The following is a 25,015-nucleotide window of genomic DNA, read 5'->3' on the forward strand; positions in this document are numbered from 1 at the left end:
CTCACGCAGCGGCCGCGACGCGCAGATGTTCGGCGATCCAGTGATCGAGATCCGCCAGCGCGCGGGCGCTCATCGCCTGCTTCTTGGCGACCGTCTTCTCGTTGCCCTTCAACCGCGTGCCATCGGGCTTTCGGGTCGGCGCCGCGGCCAGCGGCGGAAACAGGCCGAAATTGATGTTCATGGGCTGGAACGAGCGTGTCGCGCCGTCGATCGTTTCGATATGGCCGCCCGTGATGTGACCGAGCAGGGACCCGAGTGCCGTGGTCGACGGCGGCGGTGGCAAACTTGCGCCGCGACTCTCCGCGGCGGCGTAGAGCCCCGCAATCAGGCCGATGCTTGCGGACTCGACGTAGCCCTCGCATCCCGTCATCTGGCCGGCAAAGCGCAGCCGCGGCTGGGCGCGCAGGCGGAGTTGCGAATCGAGCAGTTTCGGCGAGTTGAGAAAGGTGTTGCGATGCAGGCCGCCGAGCCGCGCGAACTCCGCGTTTTCGAGGCCCGGGATGGTGCGGAAGATCTGCTGCTGCGGGCCATATTTCAGCTTCGTCTGAAAACCCACCATGTTGTAGAGCGTGCCGAGCTTGTTGTCCTGCCGCAGCTGCACGATCGCATAGGGCTTGACCGTCGGGGCATGCGGATTGGTCAGCCCCACCGGCTTCATCGGACCATGACGCAGCGTCTCGTGGCCACGCTCGGCCATCACCTCGACCGGCAGGCAGCCGTCGAAATAGGGCGTGTTGGTCTCCCACTCCTTGAACTCGGTCTTCTCGCCCGCGAGCAGTGCCGCGACGAAAGCGTCGTACTGCTCCCTCGTCATCGGACAGTTGATGTAGTCAGCGCCGGTGCCGCCGGGACCGACCTTGTCGTAGCGGGACTGGAACCAGGCCTTGGACATATCGATCGTGTCCTTGTGCACGATCGGCGCGATGGCGTCGAAGAAGGCGAGCGCGGTCTCGTCGGTCAGTTCCCGGATCGCTTCGGCCAGCGGCTGCGAGGTGAGGGGGCCGGTAGCGACGATAACGTTAGTCCATTCCGCTGGCGGCAGGCCTGAGATCTCGCCGCGGCGCAGCTCGATGCGCGGATGGCCTTCCAGAGCCGCGGCGACGGCCGCCGAGAAGCCGTCGCGATCGACGGCCAATGCACCACCGGCCGGCACCTGGTTGGCATCGGCGGCCCGCATGATCAGCGAGCCGAGCCGTCGCATTTCAGCATGCAGCAGGCCGACGGCGTTGTTGGCGGCGTCGTCCGAGCGGAACGAATTCGAGCAGACCAGCTCGGCTGGCGTGGCGGTCTGGTGAGCCTCGGTCATGCGCTCGGGCCGCATCTCATGCAGCACGACGTCGATGCCCGCCTCGGCAAGCTGCCAGGCGGCTTCAGACCCGGCGAGGCCCGCGCCAACCACGTGGACGGTATTGGAAGGTGATTTGGTCGCTGTCATCAGCGGGACAGGTAGCGCTTTTCCCGCGCGCTGCAAATGCGGCAGTGGGATTCAGCGTCAGAAACCGGGCGGGTGTGTCGCGCTGCGCGAGGACTTAGATGCGGCAACGCCCGCAACGAGGCGGGCGATGTCCGGTAGAGATCGGAAGAAGGCTGATCAGCCGTTGTAGTGACCGGCAGCAACGCGCGGAATGTCCGAACGGTCGAGACCGATGTCGGCAAGCTCGCGATCGCTGAGCTGCGACAGCTCGGCAACGTTGCGCTGATACTCACGGAACGCCTGGACCATGCGGATGAGCGAGAGCAACATGAAAATTCTCCTTTAGTTCGCGATTCAGTTCTTCGTGTGAACCTCATCGTTGAAATGAACATAGAAGAGATTGTTGCGATGCAGAAGCGCTGATGTTGCGATGCAGCTAAACCTCCGGCGCATAGCTTGAGTAACGCTTGAGTAAGAATCATGCAGCGGTGATCCGCCACGTGGCAATGGCCGAAAACCCCCGTATTCATGCGGGATTTCTATCATGCCTTGGCATTTTCCGATGGAGAGACCCCTCTCTCGACAGAGTGGAGAAGAACACGGAAACGAGAATCGGCCGCCTCCTGCAAGCATAGGTAAATTGATGTGAACATAAATTCATTGTTAGAAGTGCGGCCTCCCACCGGGCGTTCTCGATCACGGTCCGCTCGCAGGGATTTCATTCGTGATCTCCCGTGGATGTGCGACAAAGTGTCGCGGTGTCCGGCAATGATGCCGACGCCGTAGCACCAGCGAGGAAGAACAATGAAAATCAGATTGTTGGGGGCCGCGCTCATCACCGCGGCAATGGCCGCGTTCGGACCGGTCCAGGCGGCACGAATGCATGCTGCCGGCTGCAGCGGGGCCAATCTGGAAAAGACCGAGACGGCGATCGAGGCCATGGCCGACGGCGACGCCAGGTTTACGGCGCAGAAGGAGATTGCCGCGGCCCAGGACGCGTTGCTGAGCGGCAAGATGGGCGCCTGCAGCATGCACCTGACCAAGGCGATGCAGGCTGGGACGATCAAGTAGTCATATCGTTCGCATCATCGAACCACCGGCCGGTCGCGTCCCCGCGATCGGCCTTTCCATTCTAGGGCGCCCTCGCCAGCTGGGTCGCGAAGGTCGCGATGGTCCGCGCATAGACCTCGCTCTTGTTCCACTGCTGGATGACCGCAAAGTTCGGACCGCCAGGCTCCCAATCCTTGCCCTTCTGCCAGCCATATCCCTTCAGGTAGTTCGCGGTGGAGGCCAGCACGTCGGGCGCGCTGCGGATCAGGTCGCGCCGTCCATTGCCGTCGAAATCGACCGCGTATTTGATCCAGGACGAGGGCATGAACTGGGTCTGGCCGATCTCGCCGGCCCAGGCGCCGCGCATCTCGGCCGGCTGCAGATCGCCGCGGTCGACGATGCGCAACGCATCCAGCAACTCGCCGCGGAACTGCTCGGCGCGCCGGCAGTCAAAGGCCAAGGTCGCCAGCGCGCGGATGGTCGGGAACTTGCCGACATTGACGCCGAAATCTGTCTCCAGGCCCCAGATCGCGACCAGCACCTCGCCGGGCACGCCATAGGTCTGCTCGATCCGCGACAGTACCGAGCCATACTGCTTCAGCATGTTGGAGCCGCGGGTCAGTCGCGGCGGCACCATGCGGCCGGAAAACTCCTCGAAGGTCTGGCTGAAGACCTTCTGGCTGTGATCGCGGTTGAGCACGCTCTGGTCGGGCGATACGCCGGTAAGGGCGGCGCTGATCGCGTTCTGCGAGATCCCCTTGCCGGCGGCTTCGGTCTTGAACTCGGCGAGCCACGCGTCGAAATTTCCGCTTCCACAGGGAACGGCTGCGGGGGCTGGCGTGGAGAGTGTCAAAAGGGCGGCGACGCAGACAGAAGCGGCAACGGAGAGAACGCGAGCAATCATCGAAACACCTGGACGGCAATGGATTCAAAAAGCGTTGCTGGACGTGCTCCATGTCGGGCGTAACCGCGGCAGCAACAAGGCCTTTCGATCACGTTGGCGTCGGATTTCGTGACCGCCGCAGCGGCCGCCGACGACTCGCATCGCCGGTTTCTCGAGACGATCGCCGGCCCGTGGGCCGGCGGCAGTGAACACGTCGCGCGTCTGTCTTCACATCCGGTCACGCGAGCGCCACGGGAACAGGTTGGCCGGGAAATCGGCCGCGGGCTTGGATTCCCGCGGGGCCGGCGGCAGGATCGGCGCGGCGTCGGGATGGATCGCGATGGCCTCGCGATAGAGATGCCAGGTGGCGTGGCCGAGCACCGGGATCACGACGGCAAGCCCAAGAAAGAACGGGATTGTGCCGAGCACCAGAAGCACCGCGACGATGAGGCCCCAGGTGGCGACCGGGATCGGATTTTGTGCCACCACGCGCAGCGAGGTGACGACGGCTTCGAGTGCGCCGGCGTGACGGTCCAGCATCAGCGGAAACGACACGATGCTGAGGCACAGCGCCACCAACGCAAACACGAAGCCCGCGCCACAGCCGACCGCCATCAGCCACCAGCCTTGCGGCGTTGTGAACACGCGCTGCACGAAGTCGCCCGGGCTTGTCGCCCCGCCATAGCCGAACAGCGCCACGTAGATCGTTTGCGCCGTGGCGACCCAGGTGACGAACAGCGCGAGCAGCAATGTGCCGAGCCCGAGCATCGAGCCGAACGACGGCGAGCGCAGCACCTCGAACGCGTCCCAGGCACTGGCCGCCTCGCCGCGGTCACGCCGGCTGGAGAGCTCATAGAGCCCGAGTGCCGCGAACGGGCCGAGCAGGGCGAAGCCTGCGGCCAGCGGGAACAACAGCGGCAGCACCGCATAGCCGAACACGGCGCGCGCCAGCACCAGGCCGAGCACGGGATAGATCGCGCACAGCATGACCGCGTGGCTCGGAACCGCCTTGAAGTCGTCCCAGCCCAATCGCAGCGCGCGCATGAGGCTGGAAAAGTCGATCGTCCGGATCGTGATCTCGGCCGCGACCTCGTCGGCCGGCCGGACATGTGCCGCGGCATTGCTGTGGTAGGTGGCCATCGTCGTACGCTCCCTCATTGTTCATGGGGCGCTTCCCAACCACGCAGGCCGGGCTGCGCTTGTCGTCGGACGGATTCGCGGATGGCCAGACGCGATAAACCTCGGAACGGCATTCGCGAACGGAAGTGAAGAACATAATGACGATCGCGGCAGCGCCTACTCACGCCTCGGTGAGCGTTGTGAATGTCGCAGTGCATTAGAGCGGCGCCCCCGACCCACGAAGCTGAGCATTCCCTAGACAAAGTCATTCCGCCGTCATTCCGCCTTGGGTAAGCTTCACAATCGTCGCCATGTTCGCGTTGGCAGGCGACCGGGGAGCGGACAGGCTCTGAGGGGCCGCTCCGCAACGGAACGCCGCCGGCCGAGTTCTTCATTCGATCACTATCCATTGGGAGCCATTGATGAGCGTTTTCGGAAAGATCATGGGCGCGATTTTCGGCCATAGCGCCGAGGCTACGCCGGCCGGCGGCAGCACCCCCGCCGCGGGCGGTACCGCGCCGGCAGGCGGCACGGCTGCGGCTCCGACGGCCGCGCCGGCTGCTGCGCCGCAAAACGTCGACGTGGCTGCGATCGTCGACAAGGCCGCGGCCGCCAAGCACGAGAAGCTGGAGTGGCGGACCTCGATCGTCGACCTGATGAAGGCGCTCGACATCGATTCGAGCCTCGCCGCGCGCAAGGAGCTCGCCAAGGAGCTCGGCTACAGCGGCGACACCAACGATTCGGCCAGCATGAACGTGTGGCTGCACAAGCAGGTCATGAGCAAGCTCGCGGCCAATGGCGGCAAGCTGCCGCCGGAGATCAAGCACTGAGCGTGGGCCGCTCACGATCAAAAAGCGAAAGGCCCGCCATCGTGCGGGCCTTTTTGCCGTCTTTGATGACGTCTTGCGTGAGACTGTGAACGCCTCAGGCGTGCACGAAGCGGGCGCGTTCCCAGGCCTGCGCATACATCTGGTCGCGGTTGACGCCGATGTCGCGCAGCGTGCGATCGTCGAGCCGTTCGAGGCAGGCGAGTTGGGCGCGATAGTGAACGTAGCGCTTGAGAATGTCGAAAATGGCCGTGATGAACATGAGCCTCTCCCCATTGGTCTGGTTGCTTGTTCGGCGGGGGATTGCTCGTCCATCCGGGTAGCCATTGCGTTAAGGCGCGCGGTTCAATCGGTTCGCTCGGTAGTTCTACGGCCCCGTCAGGCCATGATGTCCCGGTTCTCCGGATGGTCGCGGAGGTAATCGGCGACGAAGCTGCAGCCTGCAATGACCCTGCGGCCATCGGCGCGGATCAGCGCCAGTGCGCCTTCCACGAGCTGCGAGCCGATGCCGCGGCCACGCAGCGGTAGCGGGGTCTCGGTATGGGTGATGATCACCCCCTGCGGCGTGGCGCGGTAATTGGCAAACGCGATGTTGCCGTCGATGTCGAGCTCGAAGCGGCTCCCGGCCTTGTTGTCGCGGACCTCAGTCATGCGTCTCTCTGCTTTCGTCTTTACTTTCGCTTGGGCTTCTCGGTGATTTTGAGGAACTCCACCAGCATCTGGCGGATCGACCAGGGCTTGCCATCGACCGCACCGCGGACGTCGTCGATCTTCCATTGGCCCGCTTCGCGCACGAGGTCATAACGGATGACGTTGTCGGCCTGTTCCTTGCGCTCGTCGCGATGGCCGGTGATGGCGACGGCGAGTGTGGCCTTGTCGGCCTCCTGCTTTTCCGGCGTCACTTTGAACGAGGCGACGTCGGGATCCTGCGAGTTGGTGATGGGATCGAAATCGACGGCGCCGACCTCGCCCTTCGGCGTGCGCGCGTCCATCCTGGCCCACTCGGCCGCCAGCGACTTCGACAGGTATCTTGCGCGCGCGGTCTTGCTCTCGATGACGAAGTTGCCGCCATCCTCGCCCTTGCCCTTGGCCACGCGGGTGTAGATCGCGGTCATGATCCCCACGGGATCATCGGAGGCGGCGGACTGCGCGCGAAGGGGCGACGCGGCGAGCGCGCCCGCGAGGCTCAGCAACAGGAGACGACGATCGATCATGGGGATCCTCAAATCAGATTCGGCGCGCGCGGTAGGCGGTAGAAAGAATCAGGATGAGCGAATGCGCCGCCGGCAGGGATTTGTCGCACGGCATCCGCATTCGTTCGAATGACGCGGTCGCATGGGTGCGACGAAGCCGTCGCATGGGAGCGATGGGCAGGCCGAGCTTGCGAGGGCGCGCAGGACCGCGATAAACAGGCATGGAGGTAACGGGCGGCTGAGATCGCTCGCGCATGGATCGAGGGGACGCTGTCATGGGTGACATCAGCTGCAGGCAGGCGAGGGCTCCTCAATGAGCGCTGCTCCCTTGCGCATGTCGCGGCGGGTGATGAATCTCGCGCATATTATGACGCAGAACGGCCGCCGGCTCGGCGACCGCATCGGGTTCGTCTGGGGCGAGCGATCGTGGACCTGGCGCGAGATCGACGCGATGGTCTCGGCGCTGGCGGCGGCGCTCGCCGAGCAGGGCATCGTCAAGGGCGACCGCATTCTGGTGCATTCCAAGAACTGCGAGGAGATGTTCGTCTCGATGTTCGCCGCGTTCCGGCTCGGCGCAATCTGGGTGCCGACCAATTTCCGCCTGATGCCGGACGAGGTCACCTATCTCGCGACCGCCTCGGGCGCAAAGGCGTTTCTCTGTCACGGCGATTTTCCTGAGCACGCCGCGGCGGTGACAACCGCCGACTTCACCTGGTGCATCGGCGAGAGCGGCAGCTTCGGCACGCGCTCTGTCGCTGAGGCGATGAAGGCGCATGCGGGGGTTGACGTCGCCAACGCGGATGTCGAGCATGACGATCCCTGCTGGTTCTTCTTCACCTCGGGCACCACCGGCCGCTCCAAGGCCGCGGTGCTGACGCATGGCCAGATGGCGTTCGTCATCACCAATCATCTCGCCGACCTGACGCCTGATACCACCGAGCACGACGCCTCGCTCGTGGTCGCGCCGCTGTCGCATGGCGCCGGCGTGCATCAGCTGATGCAGAGCGCGCGCGGTGCCAAGACCGTGCTGCTGCCGAGCGAGAAGTTCGACATCACCGAGGCCTTCCGACTCATTCAAGCGTATCGCGTCAGCAACCTGTTCACCGTGCCGACCATCCTGAAGATGATGGTGGAGCATCCCGCGGTCGAGCAGTTCGATCATTCCTCGCTGCGGCACGTGATCTATGCCGGCGCGCCGATGTATCGCGAAGACCAGAAGCGTGCGCTGGCGCGGCTCGGCAAGGTGATCGTGCAGTATTTCGGGCTCGGCGAGGTCACGGGCAACATCACGGTGTTGCCGGCCGCGGCGCATGAGGAGGAGGACGGCCCGCAGGCGCGAATTGGGACTTGCGGCTATGAGCGCACCGGCATGCAGGTCTCGATCCAAGACGATGGGGGACGCGAGCTGAAGCCGGGCGAGACCGGTGAGATCTGCGTCATCGGCCCGGCGGTGTTCGCCGGCTACTACGACAATCCCGAGGCCAATGCGAAGGCGTTCCGCGACGGCTGGTTCCGCACCGGCGATCTCGGCCACATGGACGCGCAGGGCTTCGTCTACATCACCGGCCGCGCCTCGGACATGTACATCTCCGGCGGCTCCAACATCTATCCGCGCGAGGTCGAGGAAAAGATCCTGACCCATCCCGACATCGGCGAGGTCGCCGTGCTCGGCGTGCCCGATCCGGTGTGGGGCGAAGTCGGGGTTGCCGTCTGCGTGCCGCGCGAAGGTGCTGTAACGCCGAGCGAGAGCGACATGGCCGGCTATCTCGCGACCAAGCTGCCGCGCTACAAGATGCCGAAGCGCTTCTTCTTCTGGGATGCCCTGCCGAAGTCCGGCTACGGTAAGATCCCCAAACGGCTGGTGCGCGATGAGCTCGAAGCGCGCGGCCTGCTCGATCTCACCAAGCAAGGCTGAGGCGTGATGCGATCCATCAAGCAGCCCGGCACGCCGATCGCTGAACGCATCCAATGGGTGGAGGCACGCGGACGCGCTTTCACGTTCATGCTGGAGCAGGGCTTGCCGCTGCTGGAGGCCGCGCGCCGCGGCTTTGCGGCCCAAGGCTTTGCCGGCGGCGTGCTCGACATCAGAGGCGGCGCGCTCGGCCCCTTCGCCTATGTGATGCCGGCGCTGTCGAAGACGCCGGATCATGCCGCGTTCTACAGCGACACCTATCGTCCGCCTGGCATCACGCGGCTGTCGACCGCGACGATGACGCTCGGCGTGCGCGACGGCGCGCCGTTCTTCCATTGCCATGCGCTGTGGACGGAGGAGGGCGGCCGCGCCGGCGGCGGGCACATCCTGCCGGAGGAGACCATCGTCGCCGAGCCGTTCGAGGTCGCCGCGTTCGGGCTCGATGGCGCGATCTTCACGGCAGAGCCGGACGTCGAGACCGGCTTCAAGCTGTTCGGCCCGGTGGTGGCCGCAAAGAGCGGCGCCACGACGGATCGCCGCGCCTTCGCGCTGCGGCTGCGGCCGAACCAGGATTTCGCCGGCTGCCTCGAGGCGTTCTGCCGTTCCCTTGATATCAGCAGCGCACGCATCCGCGGCGGCGTTGGCTCGACCATCGGCGCACGGTTCGAAGACGGCATCGTCGTCGAGCCGTTCGCGACCGAGCTAACCATCACTTCGGGAGCGATCGCGCCCGGCGCCGACGGCCTCGAAGCGGTGCTCGACGTCGCGCTGGTCGACTACACCGGCGCACTCGCCCAGGGCCGCCTCGTCCGCGGCGACAACCCGGTGCTGATGACGATGGAGCTGGTGCTGGAGGTCGTGGCGTAACGCGGTCGCGGCGGTGGCCGATGCGGCCGCGATGTGCGAGATGTCCCGCGATGTCACTGGAGTTGTGAAGGCGTCATGGCGAGGAAGCAACGCGAGATCCGGCTGCCGGCACCGTATCTGAAACGGCTGTGGCTCGATCCGGCCAAGATTGCCGATCGCGCCGCCTATCCGTTCTGCCTGCCGTTCCTGCAGGACGAATTCGAGCTGAGCTTCACGAGCGCGATCACCATTATCGTTGGCGAGAACGGCACCGGCAAGTCGACCCTGCTCGAAGGCATCGCGGCGCTGGCCGGCTATGACGAAGCCGGCGGCGGCAAGGGCTATAGGCCGGTCGATCATGGTCGTGCGGTCGAGCGCATGGGCGGTGCGCTCGGCGCCGCGTTCCGCGCGAGCTGGCTGCCCAGGATCACGCAGGGCTGGTTCTTCCGCGCTGAGAGTTTCTTTTCTATCGCGCGTTATCTCGACGAGGCTGCGTTGGACGTCGGCGGGCCACCGCCCGACTTCCTGTCGCATTCCCACGGCGAGGGTTTTTTGCGCTTCTTCGAGGAACGCTGCCAGCGCCAGGGCATCTACATCTTCGACGAGCCGGAATCGGCACTGTCGCCGGCGCGGCAGATCGAGTTCCTCAAGCTGATGCGGCGCATGGATGACTCCAGCCATTGCCAGGTGCTGATGGCGACGCATTCGCCGGTGCTGATGGCCTATCCCGGCGCGACGCTGCTGCGCCTGACGAAATACGGGTTGGAGCCGGTCCGTGTGCAGGACACCGATCATTTCAAGGCCATGCGCGAGTTCTGCAATGATCCGGATGGGTTCGTGCAGGCGGTGTTCGCGGAGTGAGGGGCTCTCGCTCGCCATGACAACAACAGCTGTCATCGCCCGGCTTGACCGGGCGATCCAGTATTCCAGAGGCCGTCATTGTTGACCGATGGGCCGCGGCGTATTGGATCGCCCGGTTCGCGCACGTTATCGCCGTCCCGCGGCGCATGTTGCGTCCGGGCTTTGCATCAATTCCCGGGCATTCCCCGCGCGATGGTTCTCACGCTTATCTCGCGCTCCCAGGTGCACCGGGCTTGTTGGCCACCGTCATCCGCGCGATGCGTGGGCATCGCCGCGAAGTTAGCGCCAGCGTCGGGGCGCCAGGACCACGCGTCTTCACGTCCGCAAGCTGCCGTTCGTCGGCGAGCCCGAAGGCCCGCTGCAGCACGCCCGCGGCCACCGCATCCCGGCGCGACGTCTCGTGACGATCGCGAAGCGCCCCTCTCGCGAGGCGGGATGGCGTCAGACAATCGCGAATTCCGAAAAATAGAAAGCGAATTATCTTTATCGAAAGGACTGGAGAGGCCAAATCAGCTTGATGATCTTGACGACATCGGCCGTTCGGCGCCGGCGATTTCGCCGCGCATGCCGCTGCCGTAGGGTGGGCAAAGCGACGCCGTGAGGCGGCGCGTGCCCACCATAAGCGCCGCTGGGTGGGGACGGTGGGCACGGCGCGTGCAAGAGCATGCCCGCTGGGATCGACCGTCGGCGCGCCTTTGCCCACCCTACGGCTCCGCCCGCACGGCCACGGTGCGGAACACATCTCCCGTCCGCCGGTTGATGCAGCTTCCACTTCAGCCACGGAGGACTCTCGCCATGCAGGACATCAGGGAACACATGGAGATCATCGGCGCCGACGGCGTGCATGTCGGCACCGTCGACCGCGTCGACGGCAACCGCATCAAGCTGACCAGGAAGGACAGCGGCGAGGGCAGCCACAAGGGCCATCACCATTTCATCGACAAGAGCCTCGTCGCCGAAGTTGAAGGCGACAAGGTACGGCTGTCGGCGGTGGGCGCCGTCGCGGTGACTATGGAGCAGGAGAAGTAATAGGGCCACCAATGCCTCCGTCATTGCGAGCGCAGCGAAGCAATCCAGGGCCCAGCAGGGACTCTGGATTGCTTCGCTGCGCCGCCGCGCTCGCAATGACGATGAATGATGACGTGGGCCCGAGACCGTAACCCGGATGAGCGAAGCGATATCCGGGCTCCCATGGCCACGGTGATGAACCCGGATATCGCTCTGCTCATCCGGCCTACAAGAGGGAGCGCCGCTGAGTCCGGGCCGTAAACGCGGTTACTCCGCGTATCCCAAGATCGTCTTCAACAATTTCGGGAACCGCGCGTTGAGGTCGGCCTCGCGCACGACGTTGCGGTGTTCGACGCCTTTTTTCGAGGTCTGGATCAGGCCGGCTTCGCGCAGGATCCGGAAATGGTTCGACAGCGTCGATTTCGCCATGCCGGGGCAGGGCGCGGCCTCGGTGCAGGACATGCAGTCGTTCTGCTGCATCAGGCTCTTGACGATGCGCAGCCGCATCGGGTCGGCGAGCGCTGCCAGCACGCCCGCCAACGTGATGTCCTCCCGCGACGGGTGAAAGAGTTGCGCCATGAAAAATCATATAGCGACGGACTTGCGCTCGTTCAATAGTTCACTAGTTCTGAACCATTGAACAGCGCCGCGGCGCAGGGAGAACAAGATGACGAAGAGGCTCGAAGGCAAGGTGGCGCTGGTGACCGGCGCATCCAAGGGGATCGGCGCCGAGATCGCCGCAAGACTTGCCGCGGAAGGCGCCGCAGTCGCCGTCAACTACAGTTCCAGCCGGGAGGGCGCCGACCGCGTCGTGGCCGTGATCACCGGCAAGGGCGGCAAGGCGGTCGCCGTGCACGGCAACCTCGCCAATCCCGGTGACGTCAAGACCGTCGTCGCCGAGACCGTGAAGGCGCTGGGACCGATCGACATCCTCGTCAACAATGCCGGCGTCTATGACTTCGCGCCGCTCGACGGCATCACGCCGGAGCACTTCCACCGGCAGTTCGACGTCAACGTGCTCGGCCTGCTCTTGGCCTCGCAGGAAGCCGCGCGGCATTTCAATCCCGCCGGCGGCAGCATCGTCAACATCTCCTCCGGCGTATCGACCCTGACGCCCCCGAACACCGCCGTGTACACCGCGACCAAGGCCGCGGTCGACGCCATCTCGTCGGTGCTGTCGAAGGAGCTGGCGCCGCGCAAGATCCGCGTCAACACCGTCAATCCCGGCATGATCGTGACCGAAGGCGTCGTCGCCGCCGGCCTGCACGAAGGCGACATGCGCAACTGGATCGAGACGACCACGCCGCTGGCGCGCGTCGGCAAGGCCGAGGAGATCGCCGCCGCCGTCGCGTTCTTTGCGTCGGAGGATGCGTCCTACGTCACCGGCGAAACGCTGCATGTGACCGGCGGCCTGCGCTGAGCGACGCCGCCGTTCGCCAGGGACGGGCGCCAATCCCGGCCCTGGCGAACGGAGAGTCGTTGCCCCCGCTATTTCCCCGTCATTGCGAGCGCAGCGAAGCAATCCAGGCTGTCTCCGCGGTGGGATTCTGGATTGCTTCGCTGCGCTCGCAATGACGACGAGGCGGTGATCGTAGCCCGGATGAGCGAAGCGATATCCGGGATCTTCACCGGCGCCAGTGATGAACCCGGATGTCGCTGCGCTCATCCGGGCTACGCGCTGCAATGACGATCTTAAGCAACTATAGGTTGATTAATTATCTGATCTAGGATCAAATCGGGCGTGCCGAATCCGCGATGCGGGCATCACGGACGAGATCAGCGTTTCCACCTGCCTCGGACACATGGCGTTTTGCCATGGCGCAGTCCTGGCCGGCTGAATTTCAAATCACCAAGGAGTTTCTCATGCGCATTGGCTTTGCATTGTCGACCATGTCTGTTGTTGCCGCGTCAGCGGCCCTCGGCTGGGGCTTGACCACGCCGCGCCCTGCGCGGGCGTTTCTGGAGGACATCTGCGTCCAGCGCGCCGGGGAGGGCCTGCGGAATTGCCTCGCGCCGGCGAGCGCCTGCAAGGATCCGACGGAGGCGCTCAACCGGGGCTGCCTGCTCGAGGCGGTGCAGTTCGCCGTCATCCCGCCCGGCCGCAGCATGGTCCATGCCGACTCGACCTATTTCATCGCCCAGGCGCTCGGCTATCGCGCCGACGTCGCCTATTGGATCGCCGCCTACAACGAGAACTCCGACTACGCGCAATATGCGCCGATCGATCAGTGCGGCGTGCAGGCGACATCGACCAATTCCGGCGCCAGCTACATCACCGCCAAGTTCAACGGTTTCCAGCGCACCAACAACACCACCGACGGACCGCTGTACCATTATCTGCTGAACTTCTCGCCGAACGGGCAGGGCACCGATGTGCATGGCGCCAGCGGGGTGCAGGCGGTGTATCCGTTCCATTATCCGCCGCCGGGCTATCCCATCACCATCGACAGCGTCTATCAGGGGACGCTGTACGACCTCAGGCAATGGGCCATGAAGCCCGATGACACCCCGGGCCTGTTGTGCACCGCCGGATACACCGTGCCGAACGGCTCCTCGAATTTCAGCGGCCCGAAATGCCTGGCGGGAGCCTCGATCAGCGGCAACGTGCCGCTCTTGGAAAACTACGCCATCGGGCCGGCCATCAACGTGACCTCGGGGCCGAAGATTCTCGACAACAGCAATGGCAACGTCGACTACACCCAGCTGAAGTCCTGGCTGGACGACAAGAGCAAGACCACCGGCGTGCTGTTCGACGATCCCAGGAAGCCGCCGGTGCCGGTGCAGATCGCCAGGATCGGACTCTATCTGCACTCGCTGCAGGATGCCTCCTCGCACGGCACCTTCTGCGGCGACGACGCGCCGTCGCCCCCGGGCGGCTCGGACGTCGGCAGCTACATGGCCATGAGCTCCGGCAGCATCAAGCTCAGCTTCGGCACCTATTGCGCCACCGGCCCGCATCTGGCGAGCCACGTCCAGGAGACCGGCACCGGCGACGTCAGCCTGCCGCTGCGCGACTACGTGGCGCTGAACAACACGGTCGACGAGCTGATCCTGTTCGGCAACAACGTGGCCAAGCCGCGCGGCTGGATCGTCAACCCCAGCCTGCTGCCGCCTGATGTCGTCGGGGCCAAGAGCGCCGCCGGCGACAGCGCCGCCGACCTGCAATCGCGCCTCGTCGGCCGCATCGTGCAGGGCCAGCAATGGTCCCGCGCCGAGGTCTACGCTTCCGGTGTCGTGACGCTACCGCTGCAGCGTACCGACGCCCAGGACCGCCTCAACACCATGAACGCCGCGCTCGGCGCCTATTCGAAGCGGTTGATGGCGGCCAACCCCAAGCTCACCCCGCTGCGCCCGATGCCGGGGAATTCGTTTGCTCCGGGCGATAAGTCGGTGTGTTTCAAATAGTCGGCTGTCAACGAACTGCGGTAGGGTGGGCAAAGCGCCGCCATCAGGCGGCGCGTGCCCACCATTGCCGCCTCCCGAGACGCGGTTGTCACGGTGCGACGCGGCGGCTGAGCCGCCGTGCCATTGTTTGGGACGGTGATAACGGCTAAACGCGCCGCATCGGACGAACCTGATCCCGGAGAGCACCATGGCCAACGAAAAAGGCCCGAACATCAAGAAGAAAGCCAAGTGCAAGAATTGCGAAGGCAAGGGCTTGGTCAAGAAGGGCGACAAGGTGTTGAAATGCCAGCGCTGCCACGGGACAGGACTGCGCTAGACCAAGGCGCGCGTGGCGCCGGCTCACGCGCGGGCGAAACGTCGATGATAACCGCCGATGAACGAGCCCGTACAGTAAAGTGCACTGTCGCCGTAATTCCGTCCGTAACTCACAGCGCGACGAGATCGTGCGGGCGCTGATCCCAAGTTACGTACGCTCATCATCTGACTGGAAGGTCGCATGGAACATGCCGTCATTGCGCACATCCCGCTGAGAGAAGGCTCCTTCGGGTCGGAGCGCGAATGCGCTGAAATCGCCGATCTGGCAGCTCGGCTTCAGCAGGCGATCGACCATCAAGGCGTGGGCGAGTTCGACGGCGATGAATTCGGCGGGGGACGCTGCGTGCTTTACATGTACGGTCCCGACGCGGATCGGCTGTTCGGTGTCATCGCTCCGATCTTGAAGGCTGCTCCCTCGGCGCGTGGCGGCTTTGTGGTCAAGCGATACGGGGATGCGAAAGACCCCGAAGCGGTCGAGGTCAGGGTCGATCTGTGATCGCCTGCGAACTGCCGTCGGATCGACGCAGGGGGGCGGTCACGGTCGCGCGGATCGCACCGCGTAGCCCGGATGAGCGTAGCGATATCCGGGTTTTCCGGCAACGCCAGTGATGAACCCGGATGTCGCTGCGCTCATCCGGGCTACGGGACCTCGACCACCAGCGCTGGATCGAAGGCCGGGTTCTCCCTTCCATAGCCGTGCGAATTGCAGATAACGCGGGTCGATCCGATCCGGTAGTCGGAGGGCGTGTGGATGTGGCCATGGACCCACAGCGCTGGCTGGGTGGCCAGGATCAGCGCTGACAGGTCGGAGACGTAGGCGGCGGTGACGCGGTCGTTGCGATAGCGCTCGGCGACCGAGCCCCAGTCGGGGGCGTGGTGGGTGACCACGATGGTCGGGCCGTCGTACGGCGTCTCCAGCAGGCCCGTCAGCCAGGTGCGTGAGGTTCGGTGCAGGCCGAGCGCCTCCTGCGGGCGGAAGCGCAGCCAGGGCTGCTTGCGCCAGGTGATGCGGCGATGGTCGTTCATTCGGTCGCGGCAGACGGCCATGGTGTGGACCTCGCTGCCGGCGCCAAAGATCGCATAGTCGGTTCACAGCGTGGCGCCCGCAAAGCGCACGCCCGCGAGCACGACCGCGTCGTTCTCCAAGAGATGCACCCCGAACCGCGCCGCCTCGGCCCGCGCCAGATTCAACTCCTCGGGGTAGGTGCGGTGATAATATTCATGGTTGCCCATCACCATGACGATGGGCACGTCCTCCGCCACGATCTCGCGCAGTCGCGCAAAGCCGTTCACCGCCCCCTCGCAGACATCGCCGGCGACGACCACCACATCGACCCCGGGCAGGGGCTCGATCGGCTTGATGTCGGCCATGTCGGCGTGGAGATCGGAGAAGATGTGGAGGTGCATGGGGGTGTGGACGGTGGCGCGCAGGGGCTCGCGGCGTAAGGCACGTTAGCGAGTCGTAACGCGCCGTTCGCGTCGTATGGTGAACTACGCTCGTCGAATCTGCCCTGCGCTTGCTACTAAGTTGGTGTGCTTGGGTCTAAGGCGATGACCAGCTTCTGGCGCACAAAATTCGAAACCACGCGCACGAAGGTGGGTCTATTCGTGTATCCTCAGTAGGTTTTGAGATTTGATCGACTTTCTCCCATTTCACAAACTCTATGCGGTGATCTACGGGATTGCTGAGTAACAGTCCTTTGTCGAAATGTCGTAGGGGAATTCTTAGAATACCCGTTGGCACATCCTTGATGCCGATAATGTACGGCTGCGAGTTTGTCCTTAAATCAAGGTCGGCTTTCGCGCGTTCGTATCCAAGAGTAAAAATGGCGGCAATAATTGGAACTCCAATTCGGAGTAGTTTTCGAAGCTCTACGACAGAAAGAGGAGCCAGCTCAACTTTTGGCACGAATCGATCAAACAGGATGATCCATAGATATCCAAGGCCAACTAAGTAAAAAAGCGGGAAACCGCTTGAAGTGAAGACAAAAATCGAAACCGGCCCGCCGACTAGGAAGAGTGGCGCGATCCATGACTTCCAGTTGTTGCGTTGAATTTTCGGCGGGTCTTCGAGTATGAATCTCCATGCCTGCCAGCCAAATATGGTTATGATGCCGATGGGCATCCACAGTATTGCATTAGTAAAATAGTCTGTTGCGGTTACAAAAGTTTGGAAAAAGCTTCCGACATAGGCGAAGTAGCCAAATTCATGGACGACGGACAGAAGTATCATCGCGGCAGAGAGAGCGGCGATCGATTTTGCAAAGTTTTCGAGCAGTTTCTCCATTGCTCTTCATGCTTTTAGATGAGGGTTCGATAGTCAGTCGAAAGGAGCCGATGGAAAATACCATCGGCTCCTCTGCTTTTATCAGCAGTGTATGGCTGGTGAGCCAATCAATAGTCCCTCACGAACACCCCGTCGTGCTTCCGCATGTATCACACTTCATACAAGTCCCGTTCCGGACCAGCGTGAAGTTCCCGCACTCCGAGCACATCTCGCCTTCGTAGCCCTTGGCTTTCGCCTCGGCGCGGCGTTCGGCCTTGGAGGCGACCTGGGTGTTCGCCGTGCCGGCCTTGCTCCACTGCAGCGCCTCGAGCTTCTCGGTGGGCGAGAGGTCATGCTGTGGCTCGTGCTTCAGGGCGACGGCGCCGTCGATGGCGTCGCCGGTGCGGGAGGAGGAGCGGGCGGTGGCACCGCTGCCGACCGACCCGGTCGACGAGGAGACCGACGACGCGCCGCTGCCCTGGGAGCCGCCGCGCATCACGACGAGATTATCGGTGCGGGAGCGGGTCAGGCCGCGCGAGACGTACTTCGCGGCCTGCTGGCTAGGTCCGTCCTCCGACGGCTTGCCTTCGTCGACGCCGCGGCCGAGCGCATCGAAATTGCTTTCGCTGGGGTCGACATGGGCGAGGTCGAAGCGCGACATGTAGCTGACGGCGAGCTCGCGGAACACGTAGTCGAGGATCGACGTCGCGTATTTGATCGAGTCGTTGCCCTGCACGGGGCCGGCCGGCTCGAAGCGGGTGAAGGTGAAGGCGTCGACATACTCCTCCAGCGGCACGCCGTATTGCAGGCCCAGCGACACCGCAATGGCGAAGTTGTTGATGAAGGAGCGTAGCGCGGCGCCCTCCTTGTGCATGTCGATGAAGATCTCGCCGAGGCGGCCGTCATCATATTCGCCGGTGCGCAAGTAGACCTTGTGGCCGCCGACGACCGCCTTCTGGGTGTAGCCCTTGCGGCGATCCGGCATCTTCTCGCGCTCGCGCATCACGACGATGCGCTCGACCAGCTTCTCGACGATCTTCTCCGAGACCTGGGCGGCACGCGCGGCCATCGGCTTCTCGTAGAAGGACTCGACCGCATCGTCCTCGTCCTCGTCGTCCGAGATGAGCTGCGAGTTGAGCGGCTGCGACAGTTTTGAGCCGTCGCGGTACAGCGCGTTGGCCTTCAGCGCGAGCTTCCAGGACAACAGATACGCCGCCTTGCAGTCCTCGACCGTGGCGTCGTTCGGCATGTTGATGGTCTTGGAGATCGCGCCCGAGATGAACGGCTGCGCCGCCGCCATCATGCGGATGTGGCTCTCGACCGAGAGATAGCGCTTGCCGATCTTGCCGCAGGGATTGGCGCAATCGAACACCGCGTAGTGCTCGGCCTTCAAATGCGGGGCACCCTCGACCGTCATCGCGCCGCAGATGTGCACGTTGGCGGCCTCGATCTCGCGCTTGCTGAAGCCGATGGCAGCGAGCAACTCGAAGGTCGGGGAGGCAAGCGCTTCCGCCGAGACGCCGAGCTGCTTGACGATGAAGTCCTCGCCCAGCGTCCACTTGTTGAACACGAACTTGATGTCGAACGCGGTCGGCAGCGCCTTCTCGACCTTGGCGATGGCCTCGTCCGTAAAACCCTTGGCCCGGAGCGTCGTGGCGTTGACGCCGGGGGCGTTGGACAGCGAGCCGTGACCGACCGCATAGGCCTCGATCTCGGCGATCTCGCTCTCGCGATAGCCGAGCACGCGGAGTGCTGCGGGCACGGCGCGGTTGATGATCTTGAAGTAGCCGCCGCCGGCCAGCTTCTTGAACTTCACCAGCGCGAAATCAGGCTCGATGCCGGTGGTGTCGCAATCCATGACCAGGCCGATGGTGCCGGTGGGGGCGACCACGGTGACCTGGGCGTTGCGATAGCCGTTGGTCTCGCCGAGCGCGAGCGCGTCGTCCCAGGCCTGGATGGCATGACTGACGAGCGAGACCTGCGGGCAGTGGGCGTGGTCGAGCGGCACGGGAGCCACCGCGAGCGCCTCATAGCCGGTCGCCTCGCCGCGCGCGGCACGGCGATGGTTCTTGATCACGCGCAGCATGTGCGCGGCGTTCTTCTTGTAGCCGGGGAAGGTGCCGAGCTCGCCCGCCATCTCCGCCGAGGTCTTGTAGGCGATGCCGGTCATGATGGCGGAGAGCGCGCCGCACAGCGCGCGGCCTTCCTTGGAGTCGTAGGGCAGACCCATGGTCATCAGCAGGCCGCCGATGTTGGCATAGCCGAGGCCGAGCGTGCGGAACTCATAGGAGAGTTCAGCAATCGCCTTCGACGGGAACTGCGCCATCAGCACGGAGATCTCGAGCACGACCGTCCAGAGCCGGCAGAGATGCTCGTAGGCGCCGACGTCGAAGTGCTTCGTGTCCGTGTCGTAGAAGGTCAGCAGGTTGGCCGAGGCCAGGTTGCACGCGGTGTCGTCAAGGAACATGTATTCCGAGCACGGATTGGACGCGCGGATGTCGCCGGACGCCTTGCAGGTGTGCCAGTCGTTCATCGTGGTGTTGAAGTGCAGGCCGGGATCGGCCGAGGCCCAGGCGGCGTGGCCGATCTTCTCCCAGAGGTCGCGCGCCTTCAGCGTCTTGACGACCTTCTTGTTGGTGCGGCCGATCAGATTCCAGTCGCTGTCGGTCTCGACCGCGCGCAGGAAGTCGTCCTTCAGCGACACCGAATTGTTGGAGTTCTGGCCGGAGACGGTCAGGTACGCTTCCGAATCCCAATCCGTGTCGTAGATCGGGAAGTCGATGTCCTTGTAGCCCTGCTTGGCGAACTGGATCACCCGCTTGATGTAGTTGTCGGGCACCAGCGCGCGGCGCGCGAGCTTGATCTCGCGGCGCAGCGCCGGGTTCTTCTCAGGATCGAAGCAGTCGTCGCCGGAGCCCTCGCAATTGACGCAGGCCTTCATCACGGCCTTCAAATGCTTCTGGTTGATCTTGGAGCCGGTGACGAGAGCGGCGACCTTCTGCTCCTCCTTCACCTTCCAGTCGATATAGGCCTCGATGTCCGGATGGTCGGCGTCGACCACGACCATCTTGGCGGCGCGGCGGGTGGTGCCGCCCGACTTGATCGCGCCGGCTGCGCGGTCGCCGATCTTGAGGAAGCTCATCAGGCCGGACGAGCGGCCGCCGCCGGACAGCCGCTCGCCTTCGCCGCGCAGCCGCGAGAAGTTGGAGCCGGTGCCGGAGCCGTACTTGAACAGACGCGCCTCGCGCACCCACAAATCCATGATGCCGCCCTCGTTGACGAGGTCGTCCTCGACGCCCTGGATGAAGCAGGCGTGCGGCTGCGGATGCTCGTAGGAGGATTTCGACTTGGTCAGCTTGCCGGTCTTGTAGTCGACGTAATAGTGGCCCTGGCCGGGGCCATCGATGCCATAGGCCCAGTGCAGCCCGGTGTTGAACCATTGCGGCGAGTTCGGCGCGACCATCTGCTTCGCCAGCATGATTCGGAGCTCGTCATAGAACGCCTGCGCGTCGTCTTCCGACGAGAAGTAGTTGCCCTTCCAGCCCCAATAGGTCCAGCAGCCGGCGAGACGGTCGAACACCTGCTTCGCCGAGCGCTCGCTGCCGTAGCGCTCATTCTCAGGGAGAGCTGCGAGCGCCTCGGTGTCCGGCACCGAGCGCCACAGCCAGGACGGCACGCTCTCTTCCTCAACCTTCTTCAGGCGTGCGGCGACGCCCGCTTTGCGGAAGTACTTCTGCGCCAGCACGTCGGAGGCGACCTGCGACCAGAACTGCGGCACCTCGACATTCTCGAGCCGGAACACCACGGAGCCATCCGGATTCTTGATCTCGGACGTGGTCAGGCGGAAGTCGATCCCTTGATAGGGTGACTGTCCTTCGGTGGTGTTGCGCCGTTCAATCCGCATCGCGAGCCCCAATTGTTCTTGCCGGACCGCGTTCACAGGCGGCCGGGATCATTGCATCCAAGGGCGGCGGCTTGCGAGTCCCATCCCCGGGACGCCCGTCTGCCGCCGCAGTTCAACCGGTTGCCCGGTCCGTCTCTGTTCAGCCTCGAAGCCGGAAGCTCTGCGCCGTTGTCCGGCGTCTCGCTCCGTCTTCTCGCCGGAGCGTGCAGCCCGTCCGCTGCCTGCTCCGGCTGTTTCTCAACGCGTCACCGTTGCCATTCCGCCCCGTCGTCCCTGCAGGGGAGCCCCCACATCTAGTGGGTTCCCGGTGGGAACGCGGCGGCGCGGCCTTTGCGCACAGGGCAGACGGCGACACACGCCCGCTGCCGTGGTGACGGCGGCGTGGTCGTCTTCGAACCCTCTCGAGGGAAGCGGCCGGCCAGACCCGAAACATGACTGTGCGCCGAACCGGGCCGGAAGCTAGGACGACTCCGCTCCCCCCGTCAAGAACTAGTGGGGGTTCTCTAACCAAACACTAAATATGGGGGAAAGTACGGGATAACCAGGGCGCATGCCGGTATCGTGACAGGCCTAACTATCGGCGAGTCCTCGCGGATTCGAAACCGAAAAAATTTGTCCCGGACGCCATCCACAGGGCTTCGTCCCGCTGTTCACAGGGGCGAATTTATTCGCCCGCGAACGACCTGTTTTGCTTGCATCGGCGGGACTCACGGCCGCTTACGGGGCGGCGCTGGGCAGGCATGCCCCACAATCCCTGGTGTGGCCGGGAAAACGCCGGCAAGCTTGCGCTCCAACAGACGGTGCCGGTGATTCCATGACAGACAAGCCAGGGGCCAGCGGGCGGATCACGCCTGCCGGGCTGATGTTCCTCGCCATCACCTCGCTCGGCTGGGGCTTCAACTGGCCGGTCACCAAGCACCTGGTCAGCGTGCTGCCGCCTTTGACGCTGCGCGGCACCACCGGCGTGGTCGGCGCGGCTCTGCTGGCGCTGCTGGCGATCCTCCGCAGCCAGAGCCTCAAGGTGCCATCAGAGGTCTGGCCGCGGCTCATCCTGGCCGGGATGCTCAACGTCACCGCCTGGATGGTGCTGATGGGGCTGGCGCTGCTGTGGTTGCCGGCCAGCGAGGCGGCGCTGATCGCCTACACGATGCCGGTGTGGGCCTCGCTGCTCGCCTGGCCGATCCTGGGCGAGCGGCCGACGCTGCTGCGCGTGCTCGCGCTGGTGCTGGCGTTTGGGGGACTGGCCGCGATCATGGGCAGCAACGGGCTCACCGCGAGCCGCGACAAGCTGCCGGGCATCCTGATGGTGCTGGGCGGCGCGTTCGGCTTTGCGCTCGGCACGGTGCTGGCCAAGAAGCTGCCGATCAAGCTGCCGCCGCTGACGGCGGCGGCCTGGCAGATCGGCATCGGCTGCGTGCCGATCGTGATCGTGGGCTTTGCCGTCGAGCACTCCGACTGGACCAGGCTCGATCAGTTCGACTGGGCGCTGATGTTCTATTCGACCGTGATCCAGTTCTGCGTCGCCTATGTCGCCTGGTTCGCGGCGCTGGCGCGGCTGCCGGCGTCGGTGGCGGCGATCGGCACCATGGCGGTGCCGGTGATCGGCGTGGTCGCCTCGGCGATGGCGCTGCACGAGCCGCTCGGAGCAGGGCAGGTCGCAGCGCTTGCCCTAACGCTCGGGGCGGTGGCGCTGGCGACGCGGGGCTAGGCCGATCCGAGCGCCACGGCTCGGCTGTCCAGCGCCCGCCGCACCATCTGGGCGAGTTCGGCGCGGCGATAGGGTTTTGTCAGCAGCAGCGCGTCGGCCAGCAGCTGTCCGTGCTCGGCGATGGCATTGTCGGTGTAGCCGGACGTGTAGAGCACGCGGATCCCCGGGCGCGCCGCCGTGACCGCCTCCGCAAGCTGGCTGCCGCTGACGCCGCCGGGCATGATGACGTCGGTGAAGAGGAGATCGACGGCCCGGTCCTGCGCGATGATCGTCTGCGCCTCCGCGCCATACGCGGCTGACAGCGTCGTGTAGCCGAGGCTCTGCAACTGCGAGAGCACGAAGTCCCGCACCAGCGGATCGTCCTCGACGACGAGGATGGTCTCGCTGCCGCGCGGCAACGCGGTGTCCTGCTCCGGCTCGATCGGCTGCACCGCTCGCGCCGCCGGCAGATAGAGCCGGATCGTCGTGCCCCGGTTCTCCTCGCTGTAGAGCTTGAGGTGGCCGCCGGACTGCTTGACGAAGCCATAGACCATGCTGAGCCCAAGACCGGATCCCTTGCCGGCTTCCTTGGTGGTGAAGAACGGCTCGAACACGCGGTCCTTCACGTCGGCCGGCATGCCGGCGCCGGTGTCGCTGACCGCGATCATGACGTAGCGGCCGGCCACCACCCCCGCATTGGCCGCGGCATAGGCGTCGTCGAGCGTGGTGCTCAGCGTCTCCAAGAGCAGCTTGCCGCCGTCCGGCATCGCGTCGCGGGCGTTGATGGCCATGTTGACCAGCGCGTTGGCGAGCTGCGCGGAATCGACATGCGCGATCAGATCCTCGCCGGCGAGAATGGTTTTGATCTCGACCTGCTCGCCGAGCGTCGGCCGCAGCAGCTTGGCGATGTCCTGCACCGTGGCGTTGACGTCGATGTCGCGCGGGCGCAGCGGCTGCTTGCGCGCGAACGCAAGAAGATGCCGGATCAGCTCGGTGCAGCGATCGGCCGCCTTGCCGATCAGCGCAGCGAGCTCGGCCGCCGCAGGCCTGTCCCGGACCGTGTCGATCATCACCTCGATCGACCCGGTGATGATCGTCAGCATGTTGTTGAAGTCGTGCGCGACGCCGCCGGTGAGCTGGCCGATGGCATCGAGCTTCTGCGCCTGCAACAGCTGCCGCTCGATCTCGTGCAGGTCGGTCACGTCGTAATACACCAGCGCAGCGCCGTTGATCGTTCCGAGCGACGTGCGCAGCGGTCGTCCGCTCACCATCAGGCGGAATTGCGGACGGCCGTCGGTCGGCTTGACCACGACCTCGCGGCGATCGAACGACAGCCCGCGCAAGGCGCGCGCGATCGGCAGATCCTCATCGTCGATGCGCGTGAGAGCGTCGCTTTCGTAGAAGTGGTTTGCCGCCAGCATCTCGGCGAAGGTCTTGCCCTCGCCGAAGAAATGGCCCGCCGCCTGGTTCGACAGCATGACCGTGCCTTCGGGATCGACCACCAGCACGCCCTCGGCCATGCTGTTGAAGGTGTTTTCGAGAATGGCCGAGGAGCGGCGCAGCTCGTCATAGGCCGTTGCAAGATCGCTGCGCTGCTGCAGCGCCTGGGCTTCCAGTGACGTCGCGGTTGCCTGAGACTGGTCGAGCGAGGTGCGCAGCGCCCGGTCCGACAGATAGGTGCGGCGGATCAGATGGAATGCAATCACCAGCAGCAGGCCGACACCGGCAAGATCGATCGCCAGCAGCCAGGATCCGGTCCGGTTGGAGGTTGCGGCGCGCAGCGCCAGCAGCTGTCGTTCCTGCTCGTCGAAGGCGTTGAGCGCTTCGTTGATCGTCGCCATCGCGACCGGACCGGCCGAGCTGGCGGCGAGAGCCTGCAGGCCGGCGCGATCGTGCGCGGCATACACGCGGATGAGTTCACCGGCGAGCGCGATGCGCCGCTGCACGACGTCCTCGATCGACCGCAGCCGCTCGCTCTGCTCGGGGTTGTCCTGGACGAGCTGCTGCAGATCGGCCCAGGCCGACGGAATCTGGCCGCTGGTCTCCTGAAACTCGGTGACGAACCGCTCGGTGCCCAACAATGCGAAACCGCGCGCGGCCGCTTCGGCCTGCCGCAGCAGCACGCGCAGCTCCGAAGACTTCTCCAGAACCCCCATCGTGCGCTCGACCAAGGCTGTATCGCTGCGCGCCTTGACGTCCAGCGCCGTCGAAGCTGCGCCGATCGCTAGCAGAATTCCAAGACCCAGCCTGACCACCACGCGACGGCGGATCATCGCAGGGTCCTGACAGCGCGGGGTGAGGTTGATCGATCAAACGGCATCGTGA

The 25,015-nt window shown here is 64.7% G+C and carries 24 protein-coding genes; 11 read left to right on the forward strand and 13 right to left on the reverse strand.

Features of this window, described 5'->3' with window-relative positions; translation table 11 throughout:
• Window position 1: 1 nt before the first annotated feature.
• Both trmFO and S58_RS36665 read right to left on the reverse strand, forming a co-directional pair.
• The gene (gene trmFO / locus S58_RS17680) at window positions 2–1,435 is read right to left on the reverse strand and encodes a methylenetetrahydrofolate--tRNA-(uracil(54)-C(5))-methyltransferase (FADH(2)-oxidizing) TrmFO (RefSeq protein WP_015666717.1); all 1,434 of its coding nucleotides are present in this window, start codon (window positions 1,433–1,435) and stop codon (window positions 2–4) included.
• A gap of 156 nt (window positions 1,436–1,591) precedes the next feature.
• Window positions 1,592–1,744, reverse strand: coding sequence for a DUF1127 domain-containing protein (locus tag S58_RS36665; RefSeq protein ID WP_006614327.1), 153 nt, complete (start codon window positions 1,742–1,744; stop codon window positions 1,592–1,594).
• Window positions 1,745–2,218: 474 nt separating this feature from the next.
• Between S58_RS36665 and S58_RS17685 the strand changes: the two genes are divergently transcribed.
• Complete coding sequence (locus S58_RS17685; RefSeq protein WP_015666718.1) at window positions 2,219–2,485, forward strand: hypothetical protein; 267 nt, start codon at window positions 2,219–2,221, stop codon at window positions 2,483–2,485.
• Window positions 2,486–2,546: 61 nt separating this feature from the next.
• Here the strand turns inward: S58_RS17685 and S58_RS17690 are convergent, their stop codons facing one another.
• A complete protein-coding gene (locus S58_RS17690) occupies window positions 2,547–3,368 on the reverse strand; it encodes a lytic murein transglycosylase (protein ID WP_015666719.1) in 822 nt (273 codons plus the stop codon).
• A 207-nt stretch (window positions 3,369–3,575) separates the two neighbouring features.
• Window positions 3,576–4,487 (reverse strand): DUF2189 domain-containing protein, encoded by a 912-nt coding sequence (locus S58_RS17695; protein ID WP_015666720.1) that lies wholly within the window; start codon window positions 4,485–4,487, stop codon window positions 3,576–3,578.
• A 401-nt stretch (window positions 4,488–4,888) separates the two neighbouring features.
• Between S58_RS17695 and S58_RS17700 the strand changes: the two genes are divergently transcribed.
• The gene (locus tag S58_RS17700; protein ID WP_015666721.1) at window positions 4,889–5,296 is read left to right on the forward strand and encodes a DUF3597 domain-containing protein; all 408 of its coding nucleotides are present in this window, start codon (window positions 4,889–4,891) and stop codon (window positions 5,294–5,296) included.
• Window positions 5,297–5,390: 94 nt separating this feature from the next.
• Here the strand turns inward: S58_RS17700 and S58_RS36670 are convergent, their stop codons facing one another.
• The 3 genes from S58_RS36670 to S58_RS17710 all read right to left on the reverse strand — a co-directional run bounded on the left by S58_RS36670 (window position 5,391) and on the right by S58_RS17710 (window position 6,507).
• Window positions 5,391–5,555 carry a DUF1127 domain-containing protein gene (locus tag S58_RS36670; protein ID WP_015666722.1) on the reverse strand — a complete coding sequence of 55 codons (165 nt, stop codon included), beginning with the start codon at window positions 5,553–5,555 and terminating at the stop codon, window positions 5,391–5,393.
• Window positions 5,556–5,671: 116 nt separating this feature from the next.
• The gene (locus tag S58_RS17705; protein ID WP_015666723.1) at window positions 5,672–5,944 is read right to left on the reverse strand and encodes a GNAT family N-acetyltransferase; all 273 of its coding nucleotides are present in this window, start codon (window positions 5,942–5,944) and stop codon (window positions 5,672–5,674) included.
• A 20-nt stretch (window positions 5,945–5,964) separates the two neighbouring features.
• Window positions 5,965–6,507, reverse strand: coding sequence for a DUF3828 domain-containing protein (locus tag S58_RS17710; protein ID WP_015666724.1), 543 nt, complete (start codon window positions 6,505–6,507; stop codon window positions 5,965–5,967).
• A gap of 292 nt (window positions 6,508–6,799) precedes the next feature.
• Here S58_RS17710 and S58_RS17715 point away from each other — a divergent pair, with 292 nt between their 5' ends.
• From S58_RS17715 to S58_RS17730, 4 genes are all read left to right on the forward strand, one after another.
• Window positions 6,800–8,401, forward strand: coding sequence for an acyl-CoA synthetase (locus tag S58_RS17715; RefSeq protein ID WP_015666725.1), 1,602 nt, complete (start codon window positions 6,800–6,802; stop codon window positions 8,399–8,401).
• Window positions 8,402–8,407: 6 nt separating this feature from the next.
• Window positions 8,408–9,265: a PCC domain-containing protein gene (locus S58_RS17720; RefSeq protein WP_015666726.1), complete on the forward strand. Its 858-nt coding sequence runs from the start codon at window positions 8,408–8,410 to the stop codon at window positions 9,263–9,265.
• 75 nt (window positions 9,266–9,340) lie between these two features.
• Entirely contained in the window at window positions 9,341–10,105 is a 765-nt protein-coding gene (locus S58_RS17725; protein ID WP_015666727.1) for an AAA family ATPase, read from the forward strand.
• Between the two features lie 795 nt (window positions 10,106–10,900).
• Entirely contained in the window at window positions 10,901–11,134 is a 234-nt protein-coding gene (locus S58_RS17730; protein ID WP_015666728.1) for a DUF2171 domain-containing protein, read from the forward strand.
• Between the two features lie 246 nt (window positions 11,135–11,380).
• Here S58_RS17730 and S58_RS17735 read toward each other — a convergent pair whose 3' ends face one another.
• The gene (locus S58_RS17735) at window positions 11,381–11,692 is read right to left on the reverse strand and encodes an ArsR/SmtB family transcription factor (protein WP_015666729.1); all 312 of its coding nucleotides are present in this window, start codon (window positions 11,690–11,692) and stop codon (window positions 11,381–11,383) included.
• Window positions 11,693–11,780: 88 nt separating this feature from the next.
• Here S58_RS17735 and S58_RS17740 point away from each other — a divergent pair, with 88 nt between their 5' ends.
• The 4 genes from S58_RS17740 to S58_RS17750 all read left to right on the forward strand — a co-directional run bounded on the left by S58_RS17740 (window position 11,781) and on the right by S58_RS17750 (window position 15,329).
• Entirely contained in the window at window positions 11,781–12,533 is a 753-nt protein-coding gene (locus tag S58_RS17740) for an SDR family NAD(P)-dependent oxidoreductase (protein WP_015666730.1), read from the forward strand.
• 443 nt (window positions 12,534–12,976) lie between these two features.
• Window positions 12,977–14,518 (forward strand): hypothetical protein, encoded by a 1,542-nt coding sequence (locus tag S58_RS17745; protein ID WP_015666731.1) that lies wholly within the window; start codon window positions 12,977–12,979, stop codon window positions 14,516–14,518.
• A 187-nt stretch (window positions 14,519–14,705) separates the two neighbouring features.
• Entirely contained in the window at window positions 14,706–14,834 is a 129-nt protein-coding gene (locus tag S58_RS39330; protein ID WP_015666732.1) for a hypothetical protein, read from the forward strand.
• A gap of 180 nt (window positions 14,835–15,014) precedes the next feature.
• Window positions 15,015–15,329: a hypothetical protein gene (locus S58_RS17750; RefSeq protein ID WP_015666733.1), complete on the forward strand. Its 315-nt coding sequence runs from the start codon at window positions 15,015–15,017 to the stop codon at window positions 15,327–15,329.
• A 143-nt stretch (window positions 15,330–15,472) separates the two neighbouring features.
• On the opposite strand, the gene S58_RS39025 is transcribed toward S58_RS17750, so the two are convergent.
• From S58_RS39025 to S58_RS17760, 4 genes are all read right to left on the reverse strand, one after another.
• On the reverse strand, window positions 15,473–15,880 hold the full coding sequence (locus S58_RS39025) for a metallophosphoesterase family protein (RefSeq protein WP_015666734.1): 408 nt from the start codon (window positions 15,878–15,880) through the stop codon (window positions 15,473–15,475).
• 42 nt (window positions 15,881–15,922) lie between these two features.
• Entirely contained in the window at window positions 15,923–16,240 is a 318-nt protein-coding gene (locus tag S58_RS39030; protein WP_015666735.1) for a metallophosphoesterase, read from the reverse strand.
• A gap of 136 nt (window positions 16,241–16,376) precedes the next feature.
• Window positions 16,377–17,120, reverse strand: coding sequence for a hypothetical protein (locus tag S58_RS37605; RefSeq protein WP_015666736.1), 744 nt, complete (start codon window positions 17,118–17,120; stop codon window positions 16,377–16,379).
• A gap of 118 nt (window positions 17,121–17,238) precedes the next feature.
• Window positions 17,239–21,003 carry a vitamin B12-dependent ribonucleotide reductase gene (locus S58_RS17760; RefSeq protein WP_015666737.1) on the reverse strand — a complete coding sequence of 1,255 codons (3,765 nt, stop codon included), beginning with the start codon at window positions 21,001–21,003 and terminating at the stop codon, window positions 17,239–17,241.
• 814 nt (window positions 21,004–21,817) lie between these two features.
• On the opposite strand from S58_RS17760, the gene S58_RS17765 reads away from it, so the two are divergent.
• Window positions 21,818–22,711 (forward strand): DMT family transporter, encoded by an 894-nt coding sequence (locus tag S58_RS17765; protein WP_015666738.1) that lies wholly within the window; start codon window positions 21,818–21,820, stop codon window positions 22,709–22,711.
• On the opposite strand, the gene S58_RS17770 is transcribed toward S58_RS17765, so the two are convergent.
• Window positions 22,708–24,963, reverse strand: coding sequence for a CHASE3 domain-containing protein (locus tag S58_RS17770; protein WP_015666739.1), 2,256 nt, complete (start codon window positions 24,961–24,963; stop codon window positions 22,708–22,710). The genes S58_RS17765 and S58_RS17770 overlap by 4 nt on opposite strands.
• Between the last annotated feature and the right edge of the window lie 52 nt (window positions 24,964–25,015).

The sequence above is a fragment of the Bradyrhizobium oligotrophicum S58 genome, from assembly GCF_000344805.1.
GTDB classification, from domain to species: Bacteria; Pseudomonadota; Alphaproteobacteria; order Rhizobiales; family Xanthobacteraceae; genus Bradyrhizobium; species Bradyrhizobium oligotrophicum.

Coding starts and splice junctions, on each gene's coding strand:
- trmFO (WP_015666717.1), bottom strand. CDS start 1,435: ATGACAGCGACCAAATCACCTTCCAATACCGTCCACGTGGTTGGCGCG.
- S58_RS36665 (WP_006614327.1), bottom strand. CDS start 1,744: ATGTTGCTCTCGCTCATCCGCATGGTCCAGGCGTTCCGTGAGTATCAG.
- S58_RS17685 (WP_015666718.1), top strand. CDS start 2,219: ATGAAAATCAGATTGTTGGGGGCCGCGCTCATCACCGCGGCAATGGCC.
- S58_RS17690 (WP_015666719.1), bottom strand. CDS start 3,368: ATGATTGCTCGCGTTCTCTCCGTTGCCGCTTCTGTCTGCGTCGCCGCC.
- S58_RS17695 (WP_015666720.1), bottom strand. CDS start 4,487: ATGGCCACCTACCACAGCAATGCCGCGGCACATGTCCGGCCGGCCGAC.
- S58_RS17700 (WP_015666721.1), top strand. CDS start 4,889: ATGAGCGTTTTCGGAAAGATCATGGGCGCGATTTTCGGCCATAGCGCC.
- S58_RS36670 (WP_015666722.1), bottom strand. CDS start 5,555: ATGTTCATCACGGCCATTTTCGACATTCTCAAGCGCTACGTTCACTAT.
- S58_RS17705 (WP_015666723.1), bottom strand. CDS start 5,944: ATGACTGAGGTCCGCGACAACAAGGCCGGGAGCCGCTTCGAGCTCGAC.
- S58_RS17710 (WP_015666724.1), bottom strand. CDS start 6,507: ATGATCGATCGTCGTCTCCTGTTGCTGAGCCTCGCGGGCGCGCTCGCC.
- S58_RS17715 (WP_015666725.1), top strand. CDS start 6,800: ATGAGCGCTGCTCCCTTGCGCATGTCGCGGCGGGTGATGAATCTCGCG.
- S58_RS17720 (WP_015666726.1), top strand. CDS start 8,408: ATGCGATCCATCAAGCAGCCCGGCACGCCGATCGCTGAACGCATCCAA.
- S58_RS17725 (WP_015666727.1), top strand. CDS start 9,341: ATGGCGAGGAAGCAACGCGAGATCCGGCTGCCGGCACCGTATCTGAAA.
- S58_RS17730 (WP_015666728.1), top strand. CDS start 10,901: ATGCAGGACATCAGGGAACACATGGAGATCATCGGCGCCGACGGCGTG.
- S58_RS17735 (WP_015666729.1), bottom strand. CDS start 11,692: ATGGCGCAACTCTTTCACCCGTCGCGGGAGGACATCACGTTGGCGGGC.
- S58_RS17740 (WP_015666730.1), top strand. CDS start 11,781: ATGACGAAGAGGCTCGAAGGCAAGGTGGCGCTGGTGACCGGCGCATCC.
- S58_RS17745 (WP_015666731.1), top strand. CDS start 12,977: ATGCGCATTGGCTTTGCATTGTCGACCATGTCTGTTGTTGCCGCGTCA.
- S58_RS39330 (WP_015666732.1), top strand. CDS start 14,706: ATGGCCAACGAAAAAGGCCCGAACATCAAGAAGAAAGCCAAGTGCAAG.
- S58_RS17750 (WP_015666733.1), top strand. CDS start 15,015: ATGGAACATGCCGTCATTGCGCACATCCCGCTGAGAGAAGGCTCCTTC.
- S58_RS39025 (WP_015666734.1), bottom strand. CDS start 15,880: ATGGCCGTCTGCCGCGACCGAATGAACGACCATCGCCGCATCACCTGG.
- S58_RS39030 (WP_015666735.1), bottom strand. CDS start 16,240: ATGCACCTCCACATCTTCTCCGATCTCCACGCCGACATGGCCGACATC.
- S58_RS37605 (WP_015666736.1), bottom strand. CDS start 17,120: ATGGAGAAACTGCTCGAAAACTTTGCAAAATCGATCGCCGCTCTCTCT.
- S58_RS17760 (WP_015666737.1), bottom strand. CDS start 21,003: ATGCGGATTGAACGGCGCAACACCACCGAAGGACAGTCACCCTATCAA.
- S58_RS17765 (WP_015666738.1), top strand. CDS start 21,818: ATGACAGACAAGCCAGGGGCCAGCGGGCGGATCACGCCTGCCGGGCTG.
- S58_RS17770 (WP_015666739.1), bottom strand. CDS start 24,963: ATGATCCGCCGTCGCGTGGTGGTCAGGCTGGGTCTTGGAATTCTGCTA.